Source organism: Mangrovimicrobium sediminis (assembly GCF_004745945.1).
In the GTDB taxonomy this organism is placed as follows: domain Bacteria; phylum Pseudomonadota; class Gammaproteobacteria; order Pseudomonadales; family Halieaceae; genus Mangrovimicrobium; species Mangrovimicrobium sediminis.
Window position 1 is genome coordinate 21,563 of record NZ_SRLE01000018.1, and the last position, 19,580, is coordinate 41,142.

A 19,580-nucleotide genomic window follows, 5' to 3' on the forward strand; every position below is an offset into this window, starting at 1 on the left:
GATAGCGGGGAGGGCGACCGCGGGGCCGCCCGGTGTCTCAGGGTAACACGCGAGCGGGGGCCGTTGTCAGCCCGCCGCGGCAATCTCCTCGGTGCTGGGGGTCTCGCGGGCGTCGTCGGCGTGCAGTTGTTCCAGCGCCGCGCGAATCAGCACACTGGCGCGGGCACCGCGCTCGGGCACCACGGTCTTGCCGCCGATCAGGGCGCGCAGGGGGAAGCCGCTCTCCGGCGGCGAGGCGTCGCTGAGGGCGTCGGTCAGGGCCTCGTAGAGGCGGCCGACGACGACGGCGGCACCGGGTTCATCAGTCTCAGGCAGCACCAGGATGAACTTGTCGCCGACGTAGCGGCAGGCGAAGTCCGAGGAGCGCTGCAGACAGCGTTCCACACCCTTGGCGGCGGCCTGCAGGCAGCGCTCGGCCACCGCCGCGCCGCGCCCGGTGCGCAGTTCGGGCAGGCCGAGAATATCCGCGGCGAGCAGCGAGATCGGCCGCTGGGCGCGCACCGCGCGGCCCAGTTCGCGGTCCAGGTATTCGCGGAAGTAGCGTTTGTTGGGCAGGCGCGTGGTCTCGTCGACGATCGCCAGGGCTGACAGCCGGCGCAGGCGGGCCTGCAGGCGCAGGGTGTTCTGTACCCGGGCGCGCAGGATGTCCTCGTCCGCGGGCAGCGCGATGAAGTCCCGGCTGCCGGCTTTCAGGCAGTGTGTCTCGATGAGCTTGCTCTTGTTGATGGAGACGACGATGCTGGGGATGTCCTCCAGGCGCATGTCGTGTTCAACCGTCGACAGGTGGGCCATATAGCTCTCCTTGTCGATGCGCATGATCAGCAGGTCATTCTCCAGGTGCGACCACTCCTCGCGGGTGGGCAACGCCTGCACGTGTAGCACCTCGCAGTCCTTTTCCAGTTGCTCCTTGAGTAGCGTGGTGTGCTCGTCCGCCTGGGCGACCAGCAGGATGGTGCTGCGATAGTACAGGGATTGCATAAACTCATACTCCGGAGTTTGAGAGACCGCGACAAGAAAGACATCGGCCGCACGCGGGGCCAACTTTATACCTGTGTAAAAAGCTCGGCTAAACCACCTTCGCCAGCATGTCCTGGTGCGCCGAGGCGCAGTTGCGGCCGGCATTCTTGGCGGCGTACAGGGCCTGGTCCGCGGCCTGCAGCAGCGTGGCCGGGCCGCCCTCGCCCTCCACCGGCACCTGCGCGATCATGCCCGCGCTGATAGTCACCACGCCGAGCTCGGAACCCTCGTGGACGATGCCCTGCTCCACGACCAGTTCCTGCAGGCGACGGGTCCAGCCGACTACCTGCTCGGCGTCCATGCCGGGCAGGATGATGGCGAACTCCTCGCCGCCGTAGCGCGCCACCAGGTCCGAGGCGCGCCGCGCGCTCTGCCGCATGCAGCCGGCGAGCCGCGCCAGGCACTCGTCGCCGCGGGTGTGGCCGTAGGTATCGTTGAAGCGCTTGAAGTGATCGACATCGAGCATGATCAGGGCCAGCGGCGCTCTGTCGCGCATGGCGCGGAACCACTCCTGCTCGAGCCGCTCGTCAAACTGCCGGCGGTTGGCCAGGCCGGTCAGCGGGTCGACCGCGGCGAGATTCTTCAGCCGGTCGGTCATGGTCTTGATGGCCAGCTGGTTGCGCACCCGGGCGCGGGTTACCGCCGGGCTGAACGGCTTGGAGATGAAGTCGGCGCCGCCGGCGCCCAGGGCCTCCAGCTGGACTTCCTCGGACTCGTGCCCGGTAACGAAGATGATCGGCGTATCCGCCCACTCCGGTTCGCGCTTTACCGCGCGGCAGACTTCGATGCCGTTCATGCCCTCCAGGTCTATGTCCAGCAGCAGGACATCGACAGGCTGCTGCCGCATCAACTCCAGCGCTTCCTCGCCGGACAGTGCAAAGCTCACCTCCAGTCCCTCGCGGCGCAGCATGGAGGAGAGCACCAGCACGCACTGGGGCGAGTCGTCGACAATCATTACCCGTTTGCAGTGCATACCTGGGGGTCCTCCTCGGTAGCCGTCAGCACCAGCGTCAGGGCCTCGTCGAAATCGAGCCGGCGAATCGCACCCTGCAACGGGCCGAACACCTCGGGCCGCAGGCCCACCTGCAGTACACCCTCGTTGCGGTCCCACAGGTGGTAGGCCTCGATCTCGCGCGCGGCCAGTGCCAGGCGCAGCTTGTTGAGCACTTCCAGGACGCGTTCCGCCTGCAGGTTGCGGGCGCCGTCCTCGCTCGGCTCGGACACCTCTTCCAGGGGCGGCAGCTGTTCCTCGTAGCCCTCGCGGAAGGTGGTGATCTCGCGCAACATGTCCTCCACCAGCGAACCGCGTTCACCGCCGGCGCCGGTGCGCAGGGCGATCTCCAGCTGCTGGCAGGCCTCGCGCACGCCCATGGCGCCGGCCAGCCCGGCATTGCCGGCGGTGCGGTGAACGCGCTTGGACAGGTTTTCCGTGGTCTCGTCGTCGAGGTCGTCGCGGAACTGGGGCCCGTCGAAATACTGCAGCTCCGCGAGGAAACCGTTGACCACCGAGTGCAGCAGGCGGCGGTCGCCGGCGGCGCGGTACAGCGCGCGCTCGAAATCGAAGCGCTGTATTTCCATTTTCTCCGGGGCGGGTGTCTGGCTGACCAGGCGCACCGGCTGCTCCGCGGGCACCCGGGCGCGCCGCACCTGGCCGACCAGCGAGCGCACCTTGCGCACCAGGTCATCCGGGTCGAAGGGCTTGGGAATGAATTCGTTCATGCCCGAGGCCAGCGCCTTGCGCCGCTCCTCGGCGAGGGCGTCTGCGGTCAGGGCGACGATGGGCAGCGACAGGCCGAGCTCGCCGCGAATCTTGCTGGCGGCGGTAAGACCGTCCATGACCGGCATCTGGATGTCCATTAACACGATGTCGTAATGGCGCTCGCTATCGCGCAGGCGCTCGACCGCCTCCTTGCCGTTCATGCAGTTGTCGACCAGTGCGCCCTCGCGACCGAGGATCTTGCCGGCGACTTCGAGGTTCAGTTCGGCGTCGTCGACCAGCAGCACGCGGATACCCTGCAGGCGGTGATCGCAGCCGTTGCAATCGCCCTGGGTACACTCGCGCCGGCCGGGCACGGCACCGGCGTTCATCTGCGCCACGGCGCAGGTGACCCGGTCGAACAGCCCGGAGGCACTCACCGGTTTCTGGATGAACGCGTGCACCGGCAGGTCGCCGCTGGACTCCTGCAACTGCAGGATGTCCGAGGCGGACACCAGGATCGCCGCCGGCATCTGGTCTTCGCCGATGACCTCGCGGGCGCGGTCCAGCGCCTGCACCCCCTCCATGTCGCCGAGGTGCCAGTCCAGCACCATGCAGTCGTAGGCGTCACCGGCATTGAAGCGCTCCAGCATGCGCTCCTGCACCTGTGCACCGCTGGAGGCGCCGTCCACCTCCCAGCCCAGGCCCTTGCCGATCTGGATGACAGCGTGCAACTGCTTGATGTCGTCCTCGGCCACCAGCACCTTGAGGCCGCTGAAACCGCGCTCGATGCAGATGTCGCGCAGGTCCGCCTCGGAGGCCGGGTCGAGATCGACCTCGAACCAGAAGCAGCTGCCGAAGCCTACCTCGCTCTCCACGCCGATCTTGCCGTTCATCATCTCCACCAGCTTGCTGCAGATGGCCAGGCCAAGGCCGGTGCCGCCGTACTTGCGGGTAGTGGAGCTGTCCGCCTGGGTAAACGGCAGGAACAGGCGGAAACGCGCCTCGTCGGGCACACCGATACCGGTATCGTGCACTTCCACGCGCAGGCGACAGCGCTCGTTCCCGAGGTCGCTGATATGCGCGTGCAGGCGCACCTCGCCATTGCCGGTGAACTTGATCGCGTTGCTGAGGAAATTGAGGGTGACCTGGCGCAGTTTCTGCGGGTCGCCGAGCAGGGTGTCCACCCCCTTCGGGTTATCGTTGTGCACGGAGAACTTCAGGCCCTTGCCCTCGGCCTCCGAGCGCAGCAACTTGTCGAACTCCGCCAGCATGTCGGACAGGCTGAACGGACGCCGGTCCAGGTTCATCTCACCGGCCTCGATTTTCGAGATATCCAGGATGTCGTTGACGATGGCCAGCAGGTTCTCGCCGGCGAGCTGGATCTTGGCGATGCTCTCGCGCTGCTCAACGTCCAGACTGGTGAGGCTGAGCAGGTGGGAGATACCCAGCAGCGCATTCAGCGGCGTGCGGATCTCGTGGCTCATATTGGCCAGGAAGATGCTCTTCGCCTCGCTGGCCAGGAACGCCTTGGTGGATTCCGCCTTCAACGCGCGGTTGACCCGGGCCAGTTCGTCGTGGGCCTTCTTCAGGTCGGTGACGTCGATGGCCACCACCAGGTAACCGTTGAGTTCGGCGTCCACCAGGTCCGGGATCACGTGCAGCATGACATGGCTTTCGCCGGTGACCGGCGCGCTGATCACTTCTTCCAGCACCAGCGATTCCCCGCGGCGGTGGGCATTGCGGGCGCGGTTCAGGTAGTCGCGGCAGTTGTCGCCGAGCACCTCTTCGATGGTCGGCTGCTCCGGGTCGAAGTCGTTTTTCTCCAGCCAGCGACGCAGGTTCTCGTTGACCAGCTTCGGCTTGAAGGACTTGTCCCAGTAGCTCACCCAACCGGGCAGGTGGTGGGCGATGGAGTCCATGAACATCTCGCGGCTGGCCAGCAGCTGTTCGCGCTGGATGGCCACGCTGTTGTCCAGGATCGAGACCGCCGCACCGCGGAAGCGGCCGCGGCTGTCGAATTCGCTCTGCGCATTGAGCAGCACCGGCCGGGTGCCGCCGTCGCGCTGGTTGAGGTCGAGTTCCATGTCGCGCAGCGGTGTGCCATCGAGCATGTCCGCACGTCGCTCCACCAGCTTGCGGTGCGAGGCCTCGGTGAACAGGTGGGAAATGGGCAGCTTGCCCTCCACGTCCTCGCGCTCACACTCGATCCAGTTCAGGCCGGTCTCGTTGATGGAGCGGATGGTCCCGTTGTTATCCACGCTGATAAACGCGCAGGGCGCGGTGTCGTGCAGGGTCCGCGTGTAGCGCGCGAAGCGCGCGTGCGCGATGTCACCCTGCGCGCGGCGGTAGCTGGCGAAGGACAGGAACAGCAGCGGCAGCAGGCACAGCAGCGCGGACTTGCGCAGGGCATCGACACGGATCTGCTGCAGGGTCGCCGGCCGCACGCGGGAGATCAGCGATACGCCCAGTTCACCCTCCAGTCCGCCGAGACGCGCGTCGCCCTCCACGTCGCTCCAGGTGTACAGCCCCGATTCCAGCTTGGCCGCACCCTGGCTGAGGCCGCGCACACGATCCCAGAGCTGGGGATACAGCGCCGACAGACGCACCGAGGGCGTTTCCGCCTGGCTGCCGCCGTGTCGCGCGCGATTCATGCTGAGGATCAGGCCGGACTGGTCGACCAGGAAGTGGTCGGCGGTATCCCCCGCCGCCCGCGTCAGGTACTGCACCGTGGCGCTGAAATCGACGTCGAGGACGATCACCCCACTGGGGCGGTGATCCGCGCTGAACAGGCGGGTGGCGATACGCAGCACCGGCACCTGTGACCCCAGCGGGCCGACGCTGTCCGCCACCCCCAGGGGATATACGCGGAATTCGCCGAAGGCCAGCCCGCGCGCCTCCATGAATTCGGCCTGGCGGCTGCGGTTGATCAACTGCTCCGCGGGCACCACCTGCAGCGAGCCCAGGGAGTTGCGCTGTACGCGGATGCGCTCGTGGCCCTCCGAGTCCATGAAAATGACCTGCAGGTATTCCGCGTTGCTGGCCATCAGCGCGCGAATGTCGGCGATGGCCGGCAGCATCGCCTGGCCGGCCTCCGGCGCCTGGCCGGCGCGCGCGGGGTTTTGCAGGGACAGGCTGAAGACGTGGTTCTTGGACAGGCTGACCTGCTCGTTGACCAGCGCCCGGGCGCGCGCCATCTGGCGCCGCTCGTCATCCAGCAGTTCGCTCTCGTGCTGGCGGATCTCCTGCTGCGCGAACACCACACCGAGTGCCAGGAACGCGAGCACGGGCAGCGCAAGGTAGCGCAGCATGCGTGGCACGATCTTCTCTTCGGGGTCTAGTCTGGGCATCGCGTCCTCTCGCAGGTAGATACCGGCTCGGGCACGGGGTTCACGGCTGTCAGCCCGGGGGGATTGCGCTGCGCGACTGCCGCGCTCCCTGGCTCGCCTGACCGTACACGATCAGTCTCGCTATCGGCGCGATTGGGGCGAACTTTAGCGGGGTTAAGCGGGGTTCTGGCTGTATCTGGGGATGCGGGGGCCGCTCAGCCGGCGGCGGCGACCTCTTCCTGCAACACGGTTTCCAGCCGCTCGCAGTTGGCGTCGAGCACGCCGAGGAGGTAGTCGATGTCCTCCGCCCGGCGATCCAGGGCGGCCATCTCGATTTCGTAGGCAATATAGGCGATCTTGCGCGCGCTGAGGTTCTCCGACATGCCCTTGAGGTCGTGGGCCAGGTTGCGCAGGCTGCGGAAGTTCTCCTCCGCCAGGGCCGCACGCAGGCCGCCCTGGATCTCCGGTGCGCTCTTCAGGTAGAGGTCGATGATGGTGTTGACGATCTCGATATTGCCGAGCACCCGCCGCTTGACCTCCTCGCGGTCCCAGTCCGGGCGCTTGCGCAGCTCCTGGCGGACCTCCGTGGCCAGCGGGTTGTCGGCGTCCTCGGGACGCTCGAATTCGACGACCTCGGCGCTGTCGTCATCGCCATCGCCGAACTGGCCGAACAGGTGGCGCGTAATCTGTTTTTCCAGGGCGTTGGGCTGCAGGGGCTTGGTCAGGTAGTCGGTCATTCCCGACTCCAGGCACTTCATGCGGTCGCCGCCCATCGCTCCGGCGGTGATCGCGATGATCGGCACGTTGGTGTACTGCGCCCCGGCGGTGCCGGAGCGAATGCGCCGGGTCGCCTCGTAGCCGTCCATCACCGGCATCTGGCAATCCATGATGATGAGGTCGAACACCTGCCCCTGCTTGCGCTGCAGGGTATCGATCGCGGCCTGGCCGTTATCGGCGTAGAACACCGACGCGCCATACTCCTCGAGCAGGCCGCCGACCACCTTCTGGTTGACGATATTGTCATCCACCACCAGCACCGATATCGAGGGCATGTTGGCCCACAAGCGGCGGCTCTCCGCCTCGCTGAGCTCACCCGTGCCCGGCGCGCGCGGCGGTTCGCGGCCCTCGGCGGCGAGCAGCGCTGAGTCCAGGCTGATGACGGTGACCGGCTTTTCCAGCAGGAAGGCGTCGGGCAGGGTGTCGTCCAGGTTGTGCAGTAACTCCTCGGTGGCCACCGCGCTGACCAGCACGTACAGCGGCCCCTGGCTGCGGCGCTGCGCCAGGCGCTGGGCCAGCGCCGAGGTGCGGTCGCGGTACAGCTCCAGGGGCAGGACCAGGTAGTCCATGGCCGACCAGTGCTCGGCGTCGATCTCGGCGGCGTCCGCCACCACCTCGACCTGACCGGCGCGGGTGTCCAGCAGGTGGTGCATGGCACGCTGGGCGCGCGGGTGGGGTTCGACCACCGCGATGGTGCGCCCCTCCAGCGGGTTGTACAGGTTGGGTTCGGGCTGGTCTTCCATGTCCACCAGGGACAGGCGCAGGGTAAAGCCGAACTCGGCGCCGACGCCGGCGGAGGACAGCAGCTCCAGTTCGCCGCCCATCAGGTTGCACAGCTGGCGGGCGATGGCCAGGCCCAGGCCGACACCGCCGGTCTCCGGACGCACACCCTGGTTGCCGCGGAAGAACGGCTCGAAGACCTTTGCGCGCTCCTCCTCGCTGATGCCGCAGCCGGAATCGGACACGCTGCAGTGCAGCAGGATTTCATCCTCGCCGCGCGCCTCGGTGCTGGCCTGCAGCACCACCTGGCCGCGGTCGGTGAAGTTGATCGCGTTGTCCAGCAGGTTGGCGAGAATACGGCTGATGCGCGCGCTGTCGCCGTAGACCAGGCGGTCGGTGACCTCGGCGCAGTCGGCGACGAACACCAGGTGTTTTTGCTCGGCCTTGACGGCGAAGCGCTGGGCCACGTCGTGCAGGAGCCGGGGCAGGCTGAGGTCGGTCTCCTCGATATCCAGGCGGTCCGCCTCCAGTTTGGAGACGTCGATGATACCGTTGATGATCTCGGTGAGCTCCGACATGCTCTCCTCGGCGAGCATCAGGCGGTGGCGCTGGCGCTCGTTGAGCGGGTCCTGGCGCAGCAGGCGCAGGGTGCCGAAAATGCCGTGCAGCGGGGTGCGCAGTTCGTGGCTGATATTGGCGATGAACTCGGTCTTGATCTCGTTGGCGGACATCGCCAGGTTGCGCGCACGCTCCAGTTCCTCGGTGCGCAGCCGCACCTGGCGCTCCAGTTCCTCGTTGGCGGACTCGATACGTTCGCGCAGGGCGATACGGTCCGAGTTGTCGCTGAAGATGATCGCGTAGAACTCCTCGTCGGGTTCGTCCCCGGTGACCAGGGCCGCGTTAAGCTGCAGCTCCAGTTGCCGCCCGCCAATGGTCACCCGGGTCTCGGTGTTCTCCGAACCGCGCTCGGTGAGTTGCTTGAGCTTGCTTTCGTCGAGGTAACCGACATCGACGAGGCTCATCAATTCGTACAGGTTGCGCCCCAGCAACTGGCCGCCCGGCATGCCGAGGATGGACAGCCCGACGCGGTTGCAGGAGAGCACCTTGCCGCGCGGGGTCACCGACATCACCCCGGAGACCGCGTTGTCGATGATGCGCTGGTAGTCGCTGCTGGCGCGGGCCAGCTGTCGCTTGCGGTAGATGATGTAGAAAAGGTACTCGCAGAACAGCACTACCACCAGCAACAGGAAGAAGCCGATGGCGGCGTACTGGTCGCGCAACTTGTGCACGCTCGCCACGAGAGCCTCCGGCTCGCTGGCCAGGATCAGCCGCAGCCTGGCGATATCGGTCCCGTCCAGTTCCACGTCGCGGATACCGGCGAGCACCAGGCCGCCAGGCCCCTGGTAGACCTCGAGGCTGCCCAGGTCGTGCCAGTCGGAGTCAAGCACAGGCGTGTACTGCTCGGGCCAGCGCTGCACCTGCCCGCGCTCCCAGCCGAAGGTGCGAGCGGGATCGGGGTGCACGAGGAAGTCGTCGGTGTTGTTGAGGACAAAGTAGTCCAGGCCTTCAAGCACCTCGGTCTCATAACCACGCATGAGGACCGCGGCGTCGTAGTTCGCCACCAGCACACCGAAATACTCGCCGCGGCCATCGAACATGGGCATGGACATGCGATAGGTCGCCCACTGCGGCAGCTCGATAGCGCCTTGCTCGCGGTTCAGCTCGATAGGGGAGATGCGGACGGCGCGCGGCGGCAGCTTGAGGGCCTCGCTCACGTAATCGCGACTGCCCTTCAGCTGCAACCGCGCGGGGGGAACCGCAACGATCTGCTGCTGGGTCTGCTGCACGCGAATCAGTTCCGGCCCTCCGTCGGCGGCGCTGATCACGCGCAACTGGCGCAGGTTGGCGTGGTTTTCCAGCATGGCCATGAACCAGTTGGTCAACCGCGCGTGGGCCTGGCCATCCTCCACTCCGGTGATTTCTTCTCTCACGAAACCGAGCAGGGCGGGGGAGGTGGCGATATCCAGCAGGTGCGCGCGCTGCAGGGCGATGTCTTCGCGAATCAGGCTGGCGCGCACGCTGAGCAGCGCATCCACGCGGCGGGCGTAGGCCTGGGCGGTCTTGTCCTGCGCCAGGTGCACACTGGTCAGCCAGATGCCGATGCCGAGCGCGACGAACAGGGCGAGGCCGACCGCCTGCCGCCATCCTTCAGTGCTTAAATACCGCTTGATTCGCTCTACCATCAGCGGACGTCCGCGAGCCAGGTTATTGTTTCGCCTTCCCTGATTTCGGCCCTGCTTCCAGCCCCGATACCCGGTGCCCTGCCGGGTCTACCGCGCGGCCGGGTCACGCCCGCCGCACAGACAGAGAAAGCTGCCGACCGGCGTTCGCGCCAGCCATTTTCATTCCCGTTATTCCGCCTAGAGTACGCGAAACAGCGGTATTTTCAATCACGTTGCCGCAGCGACCGGGGGAAACCACTCAACCGGTCCGGCTGTTGTCCCGGGACGCGCTGCCGGCGTCGCCGGACGCCGTGTTCTGGCCGAGGTATTCCTCCACCACCACCAGGAAGCGACGCACGTCGAAGGGTTTGGTCAGGTAGCAGTCGAAGCCCGCGCGCATGCCATCGGCCAGTTCGGCGCGGGTAGCAGACGCGGTCATGGCGATCACCGGTATCGACTTCAGTCGGGCGTCGGCGCGAATCCCCTGCAGGACTTCGAAGCCGTTCATGCCCGGCAGGTTGATATCCAGCAAAATGAGGTCAGGGGGCGAGACGCGTGCGAGCTCGAGGCCCTGTTCGCCCGTCGTCGCCGCGGTCATCTCGATGCCGTCGACCATGGCCAGAACCTTTTGCACAAGGCTCAGATTGGCGCTGTTATCTTCTACGTAAAGTATCTTGCGGTTCGCCATCATCCGAGTGTCCTCCATCCCGGGGTGCGCGAAACCGTGTTTCGAACGACCGCTCCCTGTGTCGCACCAGGCGCGAAGGTCACTTCGCCTGGCTGACGCACCCCTGTGAGGAACTGTAGTACAAATCTGTAAAAAGTTTGTAGCACTAAATTTTCTGAAATTTGTTTTCGTGATGCAGCGCACCGATTGGGCAACTGCCCGCCGCCCGCCCGCGCTGCTACCGGCATGACTATCGACACTACGCTGCACACTAACCTGGTCACTAGGCCGCCTCCGCGCCCTGCACTGCGGCGTCCTGCAGCGCCGCGGTTTCCGCGACCGGCACCACCTCCACGGCGGGCGCTTCGACGGCCGGGGCTGGCGGCGCGTTGTCCGCTTCTGGCAGCGGCGCCGCATCGCCGTCGCCGGGCCGGTTCAGGCTGTTGCGGATGACGATCTCCACGCGGCGGTTGGCGGCGCGGTTCTCCGGGGTATCGTTGGGCTTCAGGGGGCGCGTGTCCGCGTGGCCCACCACCATGAAGCGCGCCTCGCGCACGGTGCCCTGTTTCATCAGTTCCTTGGCCACGGTCAGCGCCCGCGCGGCGGAAAGGTCCCAGTTGGATTCGAAATGGTTGCCCTTGATCGGCACGTTGTCGGTGTGTCCCTCCACCGAGATGGTGCCCTCGATCTCCGCCAGAGCAGTGCGCAGTTGCTCGATCAGCGGCTCGAAGTCCGGATTGAGATCGGCCTGGCCGGAGGCGAAGGAGCCCTGCTCGCGAATGCGGATGGTGATCTGGTTGAGCGACGCCGCGACGTCGATCTTGCCGTCGACGATACCGTCGCGCAGCACCTGGCGCAGGGCCTCCTCCTCGCCCTGGCTGGAGAGCATCTCGCGCAGCTTCTCGCGCAGCAGTTCCTGCGGCACGGATTCCGCGCCGGACTGCTCGCCACCGTTCTGCGACGACTGGCTGCCCACCTGCAGCGAGCGCTGGGAGTCGTTGGTGGTCTGCTGGTTGATCACCGGGCGCGGCGTCGGCTGCGGCGTACCGGGGCTGAATTCCTGCTTGATGACGCTGGTACCCTTGGGAATGCTCTCGGCCTCGATCTTGCTCTGTACGCCGAAGGCCTCCTTCATCGAGCCGGCGATGGCGCGGTACTTGACCACATCCATCTCGGAGAAAGACAACAGCAACACGAAGAAGCACATGAGCAGCGACATGAGGTCGGCGAAGGTCGACATCCACGCCGGCGCGCCTTCTTCGGGTTCGTCCTCGCTACCGCCGAGTTCCGCGTCCATCAGGCAGCTTCCGCGGCCGCCCCGTCAGCGGACTCGCTGCTATCCTGGCGCACGCCAGGGGTAAGGTAGACCTCGAGCAGGGATTCGATCAGGCGGTAGTTGAGGCCTTCCTGGATCGCCATGATGCCGTCCAGGCACAGTGATTTGTTGCGGCTCTCCTCCGAGCGGCGCAGGGTGAGCTTGTCGCCGATGGGCTTGGCCACCACGTTGGCCAACACCGCACCGTACAGGGTGGTGAGCAGTGCCACCGCCATCGCCGGGCCGATCGCCTTGGGGTCTTCCATGTTGGCGAGCATCTGCACCAGGCCGATCAGGGTGCCGATCATGCCCATCGCCGGCGCCACGTCCGCGGTGGCGAAAAACACCTTGGCGCCCCAGGTATGGCGGTCGATGGTCTGCTTTATTTCCTGTGCCATGCGCGCCTTGATGGTGTCGCGGTCGAGACCGTCGACCATCATCATTACCGCGTCCTTGAGGAACTGGTTTTCGATCTCCATCTTTTCCAGGGCCAGCACGCCTTCCTTGCGCGCGGTCTTGGACATCTCGATGATGGTCTCGATCAGTTCCTGGGGGTCCTGGAGTTCGAACTTGAACGCCCGGGTGGCCACCTTGAAGGCGTTGAGGAAGTCCTTGAGGGAAAACTTGATCATCACCACCAGGAAGGTGCCGCCGATGACGATGAGCAGGGAGGGGATGTTGATGAACATCAGCGCGGAGCCGCCCATGATGATCGCCAGCCCGACGATCACCGAAGCCCCGATCATTCCTATCAACGTCGCTAAGTCCATTTTTGTTTCGCGCCCCCCTGCAATTGATAACTGCCCTCATGCGGTAAATCGGCAACTCCCGCAGGGACTTTAACGAGGAGCGGGCTTTCTCAGTCCATCATGCTCCCGGCCTGCAGCCGGCTGCGGATACGGCCCACCGCCTGGCTGTGCAGCTGGCACACGCGGGACTCGCTGACACCCATCAGGGCGCCGATTTCCTTGAGGTTGAGGTCTTCCTGGTAGTACAGGGCGAGCAACAGTTTCTCGCGCTCCGGCAGCACATCGATCGCCTCGATCAACTCCTCGCGCTGCTCGCCGTACAGGGCTTCCAGGTAGGGGTTGCCGCCCTCGCCGTTGCCCTGGGGCTCCCAGCCCTCCTCCACCAGTTGTTCCAGCGGCAGCAGCAGGCCGTTGTTGGTGTCGGTGAGCAGGTCGTGGTATTCGTCGACGTCCATGTCCATGTAGTCGATGATCTCGCGCTCGTCCGGCGGTCGGCCGTACTTCTGTTCGAGGTGGGCGATGCTCTCGTCCAGCGCCCGCGCCTTGCGCCGCACCGAGCGCGGCAGCCAGTCGCGGGTACGCAGCTCGTCGATCATCGCGCCGCGTATGCGCGCCGAGGCAAACGCCTGGAAGGGGGTTCCGGAACTCTCGTCGAAACGCTGCATGGCGTCGAGTAACCCGAGGTATCCCGCCTGGATGAGGTCCTCCAGGTCGATGCTCGCCGGCAGGCGAACCCGCAGTGAGAGCGCGTGACGCCGTACGATCGGAATGTACTCTTCGGCGAGGTCGCGCTGTTCGATTTTTCCTTTAGCTGTATACATCAGCGGCCCTGTCCCTAGTTGCGACCCCGGCGGCGCCGGGTATCTGGATGTTGTTGATTAGAATTATCCGTATCCGCTGTCGTCAGGATGGGTCGAATAAGCTCGCTTATTGCGGTTTATTCGCCGTTTAGCCCGGTGCGGGTGAGACCCGCGTCACAGGCCGGGGGGATCAGTGGCTGAGCACCACCAGTTCGATGTCGAAGTAGGCCGCGGCGAGGCGGCTGAGGTTGTCCAGCAGACCCTTGCGCGACAGGCCGGGCTCGTGCAGGGCGAGCACCCGGGACGGCGCGCCGTGCTCGCGCAGCTCGCCCAGGGCCTCGTAGCCCTTGCGAAAGGCGCGGATATCGGTGTCCACCCACAGCGCCCAGCGGCGACTGCGGGCGGCGTGCCCGGGCAGCTCGCCGCTGCCGTCCAGCGCGGTCACCCGCCACTGGTCGGGGTCGCCGGCCCAGCGAAAGCCGAGGTCGGCCCAGCGTTCGAGCCGCGCGCGGACCAGGCGCACGGCATCGTCGCCGTGCACGGGCAACCCCGCCACCACGATGTCGTGCACACCCGGTGCCAGGGCCGCGCCCTGGGCGGCGTGTTGTGCGTCGCGGGCCTTTTCCAGGGCCCAGGCGCGCAGGCTGGCTGCCTGGTCGAGACTCATGGTCAGTGCATCCTGCCGGGAGCCAGCAGCTCCCGGGCGACAAACAGGTAGGCCAGGCCGTCAACCAGGGTGCGGGTGTTGGCGGCGCGTTTGCCGCCCAGCACCAGCTGCAGTTGCTGGCGCAGCTCGACACACTCGGGCTCGGCGGACATCTCCAGGCGCAGCGCGGTGGCCGCCAGGGCACCGGCAGTCAGCGCGCGCAGCTCGGCACAGGCCTGGAAGCCGGGCATGCCGTGCAGTTGCGCCAGGGCGTGGCGGGTCATCGCGGCGAAGCTCTCCATGGCGCACTGGGCGCGGATCAGCGAAGCCACCGCCTGTTCCCCGGAGGACAGCCAGTAGCGGCGCGATACCACCTCGCCGGTAGCGGCGCAGCGCAGCACCCCGGCCCAGGCAAAGCCCGCGTAGCGCTCGACTTCGACGCTCTCGCGCACCGGGGGAAACACCGCCGGCACGCCGCTCAGGGAAAGAATCGCCGGCTGCGAGCGGTAGATGAGCTCGATCTCGCCGGCCACCGCATCCGCCGGTACCGCCTTCGAGACCGCCTGGGCGGTGCCGCGTACCTGTACCTGGGTGCGCGCGGACACCGCGGCCAGCCAGCGCCGGTCGCGCTCGCGCAGCCAGTGCAGGGCCGCGGATTCCGGCAGTGACGGGAATAAATGCACGCGGCTGCCCAGTTGCGCCTCCAGCGCCGCCAGGCGGCCCTCGGCGGGCACGTTCTGCAACGGCGGCACGGTGATCGCGCTGGGACGCAGGTCGGCATCCAGCAGCAGGTGCGGCCAGGCGATATCGTCCTCGCCGTGGGCCTCCTCCGCCCACAGCGCGCCGCCGGCGGTGACCTGGCCGCGTAGGCCGGCTCGCAGGTCGTCCACTCGCGCCTGCTGCCAGTCGGTATGTAAAAGGGAGATGTCCCACAGCGCCTCGAGATGACCGAAGCCGGGCACCGAGGCCTCCAGCAGGCGCAGGTTGACGCCGATCTGGCGGCCGCGGGACAACAGCTCGCGGGTCCAGTCGGCGGGCCGCGCCGGGGGTTCGGCGAAGGGTGCCGCCGGCTCCTCGGTGAGCTGGCGCAGCACCGGCTGCATAATCGCCATCGGCATCGCCGGGTCCAGGTCCTCGGGGACACGCTGGCCGGCACTGCTGAACAGCGGCTGCAAATCGTGACGGATGACCTTGTCCACCAGCAGGGCCGGGGAGCAGGCCTCGTCCAGCTTGGTGAGAATACAGTGGCCGATGCGGCCGCCGGCGGCCAGCGCGGACTGGCGGTAGCAGCGCACTACCTCCTCCAGGGTCTGGTGGTGGCTGGAGCCGCTGAGCAGGAGCACGAAGCGCAGGTCGTCGCAGGCCTCGCACAGCTCGGCGAACTGGCCGAGCACGCGCTCGTCGCGCTGGCTCAGGCCCACGGTATCGATCAGCACCACGCGCTTGTCGCGCAGCTCCTCCAGCACCTGCGCCAGCGGGCGCTGGCTGTCCACCGCGCGGAAGGTGACATCGAGCAGGCTGGCGTACTCGCGCAGCTGCTCGTGGGCGCCCACCCGGTAGTAGTCGGTGCTGACCAGGGCCAGGTCCTCGGCGCCGTGGCGCATGACGTAGCGCGCGGCGATCTTCGCCGTGGTGGTGGTCTTGCCCGAGCCGGTGGGACCGACCAGGGCGAACACGCCGCCGGCGTCGACCAGCCCCTCGCCGTCCGCCAGCGGCGGCAGGCGCAGCTCCAGCTGGCGCGACAGCCACTTGCGAATCTCCAGCGGCTGCCAGGCCGCCTGCTGCAGCGGTTCGGGCAGCTGCACCGCGAGTTCCGCGGCCAGTTCATCGGAGAAACAGGCGGTGAGCAGGCCGCGGTACAGGCGCCCGCCATTGGTGTCGGCGCCCTGCATGCGCGCGGCGGAAGCCGCCAGCATGGCCTTGACGTCGCGCACCTCGGCCATCAACTGCTCGCCCAGTTGCCCGCCACCGGCCTCGCTGGCCGGCTTCACCGCGATGGGCGTCAGGGGCACCACCGGCTCGGGCTCGACGAGCGCGGCGGCCGGCGCTACCGGCTGCGGTGTCGCGGGGGCGGCGCCGGGCACTTCCGACTCCGCCACCGCCAGGATCTCGATGCCCTCCGGGGTGCTGTGGTTGCCCAGGATAAGCGCGTTCTCGCCCAGGGCCGCCTTGACCTTGCGCATCGCCTCGCGGCTGTTCACTCCAACAAATCGTTGTACGTTCACGCGGCAGCTCCTATCCAGCTGGTGATGCGGATGCTCTTGTCATTGGGAATTTCGGCGTCGGTCATGACCACCAGCCCGGGGATGCGCGCCTGCAGGAAGTGCGACAGCATCTGGCGCAGGGCCTGGCGCACCACCAGCACCGGCGGGTTGCCGCCGTTCTCCTGGCGCTGCAGGGCGCCGCGCGCCATTTCCAGCACGGTCTCCGCCAGCCCCGGCTCCATGGCGCCGCTGCTGCGCGCCTGCAACAGCACGTCCTCCAGCTCCGCGTCCAGGCCGATGATGTTGAGCACGTCGCTGGCGCCGAACCACTGCTGGGTGATGGAGCGCCCCAGCGCCACCCGCACACGGTCGGTGAGCTGGGTCAGGTCGGCGGTATCGCCGGTCTCGGCGAGGGTCTCGAGGATGGTGCGCATGTCGCGGATCGGCACCTGCTCGGCGAGCAGGTTCTGCAGCAGGCGCTGCAGCTGGGCGAGGTTCACTTTCTTGTCCAGCACGTCCTCTACCAGCGCCTTGCCGGCCTCGCCCAGGCGGTCCAGCAACTGCTGTACCTCGTGGCGGCCGAGCATCTCGCCGGCATGCTTCTGCATCAGGTGGTTGAGGTGGGTGGCGACCACGGTGCTGGCGTCGACCACGGTGTAGCCGTAGATCTGCGCGTGCTCGCGCTTGTCGTTGTCCACCCACACCGCGGGCAGGCCGAAGGCCGGGTCGACCACGCGGATACCCTCGATGCTGCCGCTGGTCTGGCCGGGGTCGATGGCCAGGTACTTGTCCGGGTAGACCTCGCCCTTGCCGATCACCGCCTCCTTCAACAGGATGGTGTAACCGTTGGCGCCCAGTTCCAGGTTGTCGCGGATGTGCACCACCGGCGGCAGGAAACCCACGCTCTGGGCGAATTTCTTGCGCACGCTCTTGATCCGCGCCAGCAGCTTGCCGCTCTGCTCCTGGTCGACCATGGGGATCAGGCGGTGGCCGACTTCCAGGCCGAGCACGTCCACCAGCTGCACGTCGTCCCAGCTGGCCTCGGTGGATTCCGGCGGCGCCACGTCGAGCAGCGGCGCCGGTTCCGGCTCCGGCGCGCTGGCCTGGCGTTTTGCCAGGTACCAGGCCAGGGAACCCAGGGCGGTGGTGAACAGCAGGAACACGAAATTGGGCATGCCCGGCACCAGGCCGAGCAGGCCGAGGACGCCGGCGGTCAGCGCCAGCACCCGCGGGTTGACGAACAGCTGACCGATCATCTGCTGGCCGACGTCCTCGTCGGTATCCACGCGGGAGACCATGACGCCGGCGGCGGTGGAGATGACCAGGGCGGGAATCTGCGCCACCAGGCCATCGCCCACGGTGAGCAGGGTGTAGGTGGTCGCCGCGGAGGCGACATCCATCTGGTGCTGCAGCACGCCGATCATCAGGCCGCCGAGGATATTCACCACCATGATGATCAGGCCGGCCACGGCGTCGCCGCGCACGAACTTGCTGGCACCGTCCATGGAGCCGTAGAAATCCGCCTCCTGGGAGACCTGCCGGCGCCGCTCGCGGGCCTCGGCCTCGCCGATCAGGCCGGCGTTGAGGTCGGCGTCGATGGCCATCTGCTTGCCCGGCATCGCGTCCAGCATGAAGCGCGCGCCGACCTCGGCGATACGCCCGGCGCCCTTGGTGATCACCATGAAGTTGATGATCACCAGGATCATGAACACCACCAGGCCGACGGCAAAGTTGCCGCCCACCAGGAAGGTACCGAAAGCCTCGATCACCTTGCCCGCAGCGGCGCCGCCGCCGTGGCCCTCGATCAGCACCACGCGGGTGGAGGCCACGTTCAGCGCCAGGCGCAGCAAGGTGGTGAACAGCAGCACCGCGGGGAAGGCGGCAAACTCCAGCGGCTTGTTGGTGAACATGCTGACCAGCAGCACCATGATGCCGAGCGCGATATTGAAGGTGAACAGGATGTCCAGGACGAAGGGCGGCAGCGGCAGGATCATCATCGCCAGCACCATGATGATCAGCACCGGGCCGGCCATCAGGTTCAGGCGCATGTTCTGCCAGGGCAGGTCCTTGAGCATTCTCGGTGAGAGCGCATTCATTGCGGCTTAAACTCCTCGTCAGTCGTCGGCGCGCAGCGCCTCGGGCACCTGCAGGTCGGCAGGTTCCGGTACGCGCGCACGCTGGTTGCCGGGCAGGCGCTTCAGGTTCACCGCCCAGGCCATAATTTCCGCTACCACGGGGTAGAGCTCGAAAGGCACCTCCCGCTCCAGGTCGACGTGGCGGTACAGGGCGCGCGCCACCGGCGGCGCCTCCAGTACCGGCACATCGTGTTCCGCCGCCAGCGCGCGGATGCGTGCGGCAACGGCATCGGCGCCCTTGGCCACCACACGCGGGGCGGCCATGCTCTTCTCGTCGTACTTGAGGGCCACGGCGTAGTGGGTCGGGTTGGTCACCACCACGTCCGCGCCGGGGATATTGCTCATCATGCGGCGCCGCGCCATGGACTGCTGCTGGCCGCGTATGCGCGCCTTGAGATGGGGGTCGCCCTCGGCATCCTTGTGCTCGCGACGCACTTCTTCCTTGGTCATGCGCAGCTGCTTGGAGTGGTTCCACAACTGGAAGGGCACGTCGATGAGGATCACCACCACCAGCGCCAGCACCATGGCGCCGCAGGTCTCCGCGGCCAGGCGCAGCATCTCGGCCAGGGCGGCGGTCACCGGCAGGCTGAGCAGGGCCATGAAATCGTCCAGGCGGCTGGCGAGGTAGATGGCGGCGACACTGGCCAGCAGGACGATCTTGGCGATCACCTTGGCCAGTTCCGCCAGCGACTGGGTGGAGAAGATGCGCTTCAGGCCCTGCACCGGGTTGAGCCGCGACCACTGCGGGTTGAGCGACTGGGCCGACATCAGGAAGCCGCCGAGCAGCATGGGCGAGACCAGCGCCAGCACGGCCATGAACAGGAACAGGGGCATCAGCGCCACCAGGCCGTGGGCGCTGAGTTCCGCGGCGCTGGTCAGCATGCTCTCCACCTGGGTGGCGCCGCGGCGGTCGAAGGAGAAGGCCTGTTGCATGATCAGGCCGGTCTGCTGGTACAGGTAGCCGCCCATGGTCCACAGGCCGAGCACCCCGCCCAGCAACATGGTGAACGTGGTGAGCTCGCGCGAGCGCGCGACCTTGCCCTCCTCGCGCGCCTTTTCACGGCGCCTGGGGGTGGCCTCTTCTGTTTTTTCCGACTGATCGGTATCGTCCGCCACGCAAGGCTTCTCGAATGCAAGTGTTCGAGGCTATGCTAGAGGAGCGGACGGTTTCCAAATGACCGAATAGCAATAAAAATCGGCCCTATTCCCCGCTTACTGGAGGTCTGGGGAGCGGCATACTGCGCAACATGAGAACCAGCTCACATTTGCCGCGCCCGATTCGACACCCCGTCGGCACGCCTGG

12 protein-coding genes are annotated in these 19,580 nt (G+C 66.9%); all 12 read right to left on the reverse strand.

All coding sequences use genetic code 11. The features are described from left to right. Positions 1–66 precede the first annotated feature (66 nt). The 12 genes from E4634_RS20705 to flhB all read right to left on the reverse strand — a co-directional run bounded on the left by E4634_RS20705 (position 67) and on the right by flhB (position 19,393). A complete protein-coding gene (locus E4634_RS20705) occupies positions 67–978 on the reverse strand; it encodes a diguanylate cyclase domain-containing protein (RefSeq protein ID WP_167855016.1) in 912 nt (303 codons plus the stop codon). 88 nt (positions 979–1,066) lie between these two features. Continuing rightward, entirely contained in the window at positions 1,067–1,990 is a 924-nt protein-coding gene (locus E4634_RS20710) for a GGDEF domain-containing response regulator (RefSeq protein ID WP_135446591.1), read from the reverse strand. Beyond that, positions 1,972–6,063 (reverse strand): response regulator, encoded by a 4,092-nt coding sequence (locus E4634_RS20715; RefSeq protein WP_135446592.1) that lies wholly within the window; start codon positions 6,061–6,063, stop codon positions 1,972–1,974. The genes E4634_RS20710 and E4634_RS20715 overlap by 19 nt, the downstream gene beginning before the upstream one ends. A gap of 194 nt (positions 6,064–6,257) precedes the next feature. Next, complete coding sequence (locus tag E4634_RS20720) at positions 6,258–9,782, reverse strand: response regulator (protein WP_135446593.1); 3,525 nt, start codon at positions 9,780–9,782, stop codon at positions 6,258–6,260. A gap of 238 nt (positions 9,783–10,020) precedes the next feature. Continuing rightward, positions 10,021–10,467 (reverse strand): response regulator, encoded by a 447-nt coding sequence (locus E4634_RS21590; protein WP_346763347.1) that lies wholly within the window; start codon positions 10,465–10,467, stop codon positions 10,021–10,023. Between the two features lie 244 nt (positions 10,468–10,711). After that, entirely contained in the window at positions 10,712–11,725 is a 1,014-nt protein-coding gene (locus E4634_RS20730; RefSeq protein ID WP_135446595.1) for a flagellar motor protein MotB, read from the reverse strand. Continuing rightward, entirely contained in the window at positions 11,725–12,513 is a 789-nt protein-coding gene (pomA, locus tag E4634_RS20735; protein WP_135446596.1) for a flagellar motor protein PomA, read from the reverse strand. The genes E4634_RS20730 and pomA overlap by 1 nt, the downstream gene beginning before the upstream one ends. Positions 12,514–12,602: 89 nt before the next feature. Next, a complete protein-coding gene (locus E4634_RS20740) occupies positions 12,603–13,313 on the reverse strand; it encodes an RNA polymerase sigma factor FliA (RefSeq protein ID WP_135446597.1) in 711 nt (236 codons plus the stop codon). Between the two features lie 169 nt (positions 13,314–13,482). Beyond that, the gene (locus E4634_RS20745) at positions 13,483–13,959 is read right to left on the reverse strand and encodes a hypothetical protein (RefSeq protein WP_135446598.1); all 477 of its coding nucleotides are present in this window, start codon (positions 13,957–13,959) and stop codon (positions 13,483–13,485) included. A gap of 2 nt (positions 13,960–13,961) precedes the next feature. Further along, positions 13,962–16,163 (reverse strand): flagellar biosynthesis GTPase FlhF, encoded by a 2,202-nt coding sequence (gene flhF / locus E4634_RS20750; protein WP_135446599.1) that lies wholly within the window; start codon positions 16,161–16,163, stop codon positions 13,962–13,964. Then, the gene (flhA, locus tag E4634_RS20755; protein WP_135446600.1) at positions 16,160–18,238 is read right to left on the reverse strand and encodes a flagellar biosynthesis protein FlhA; all 2,079 of its coding nucleotides are present in this window, start codon (positions 18,236–18,238) and stop codon (positions 16,160–16,162) included. Before flhA ends, flhF begins: the two co-directional genes overlap by 4 nt. 18 nt (positions 18,239–18,256) lie before the next feature. Further along, positions 18,257–19,393: a flagellar biosynthesis protein FlhB gene (flhB, locus tag E4634_RS20760; protein ID WP_135446601.1), complete on the reverse strand. Its 1,137-nt coding sequence runs from the start codon at positions 19,391–19,393 to the stop codon at positions 18,257–18,259. Between the last annotated feature and the right edge of the window lie 187 nt (positions 19,394–19,580).